The sequence below is a fragment of the Microbispora sp. H13382 genome, assembly GCF_014161445.1.
Taxonomy (GTDB): Bacteria; Actinomycetota; Actinomycetes; order Streptosporangiales; family Streptosporangiaceae; genus Microbispora.
Map to the genome: position 1 here is coordinate 1 of NZ_JABBXA010000048.1, position 1,273 is coordinate 1,273.

Here is a 1,273-nt window from a genome sequence, read left to right on the forward strand (position 1 = left end):
CCTAGTGGGGTGTCCACTTAGGTTCGCCGGGCCGCGACACGCCGGGCCGCTTCCGGGCCTCTGATCAGGTTTGCCTCCACTGTCGGTACCAGTGATCGGTACCGACAGCAGGAGGAGCGCATGGCCGAGCCCGTACGAGCACGGCGATTAACCGACCATGAGGGTCAGACGCTGCAACGCCTAGTCCGGCGGGGCAAGCACGGCTCGATCCGGGTCCGCCGGGCGTTGATCATCATGGCCTCGGCCAGCGGCACCCCGGTGCCGGCGATCGCGCAGCTCGTGGCCGCCGATGAGGACACCGTGCGGGATGTCATCCACGCCTTCAACGACAAAGGGCTTGATGCGCTGGACCCTAAATGGGCGGGTGGCCGTCCCCGCCTGATCACCAGCGACGATGAGGCCTTAATCATCGCGACGGCCCGCACGCGCCCGGAGAAGCTGGGCCGCCCGTTCACCCACTGGAGCCTGCGCAAGCTGGCCGCCTACCTGGAGGGCAACCCCACCCGCCGCGTCCGCATCGGGCGAGAGCGGCTGCGGCAAATCCTGCACCGCCACAAGATTTCCTTCCAGCGGACCCGCACCTGGAAGGAGTCCGCCGACCCCGAACGCGAAGCCAAGCTCAACCGGATCGAGGAGGTCACCACCCGCTTCCCTACCCGGTGTTTCGCCTTCGATCAGTTCGGGCCGTTGTCGATCCGGCCCTGCCACGGCACCACCTGGGTCAGGCGGGGCCGGCCCGATCGGCTGCCGGCCACCTACCGGCGCACGCACGGCATCCGCTACTTCCACGGCTGCTACAGCCTGGGCGATGACCTGCTGTGGGGCATCACCCGCACCCGCAAGGGCGGCGACCACACCCTGGCCGCACTGAAATCCATCCGCGCCGCCCGCCCCGACGGCGCCCCGATCTACGTGATCCTGGACAACCTGTCGGCCAACAAGACCCCCGCGATCCGCGCCTGGGCCGCGGCTAACAAGGTCGAGCTGTGCCTCACCCCGACCTACGCCTCCTGGGCCAACCCCATCGAGGCGCAGTTCGGGCCGCTACGCAGCTTCGTGATGGGAAACTCCAACCATCCCAACCACACCGTGCTGGCCCGCAAACTGCAGGCCTACCTGCGCTGGCGCAACGCCAACGCCCGCCACCCCGACGTACTGGCCGCCCAGCGACGCGAACGCGCCCGCATCCGCAGCGAGAAACAACGCCGCTGGGGACGACCCGCCGACGAAGCCGCCTGACCAACCCGGCGAACGTTCGTGGTCACCGCACTAG

At 68.8% G+C, this 1,273-nt stretch carries 1 protein-coding gene; it reads left to right on the plus strand.

What is annotated here, in order from left to right:
• Positions 1-120 precede the first annotated feature (120 nt).
• Positions 121-1,239: an IS630 family transposase gene (locus tag HHX41_RS39390; protein WP_182910008.1), complete on the plus strand. Its 1,119-nt coding sequence runs from the start codon at positions 121-123 to the stop codon at positions 1,237-1,239.
• Positions 1,240-1,273: the final 34 nt, after the last annotated feature.

What these genes read in the sequence shown, in the direction of transcription:
- HHX41_RS39390 (WP_182910008.1), top strand. Translation starts at nt 121, where the DNA reads ATGGCCGAGCCCGTACGAGCACGGCGATTAACCGACCATGAGGGTCAG.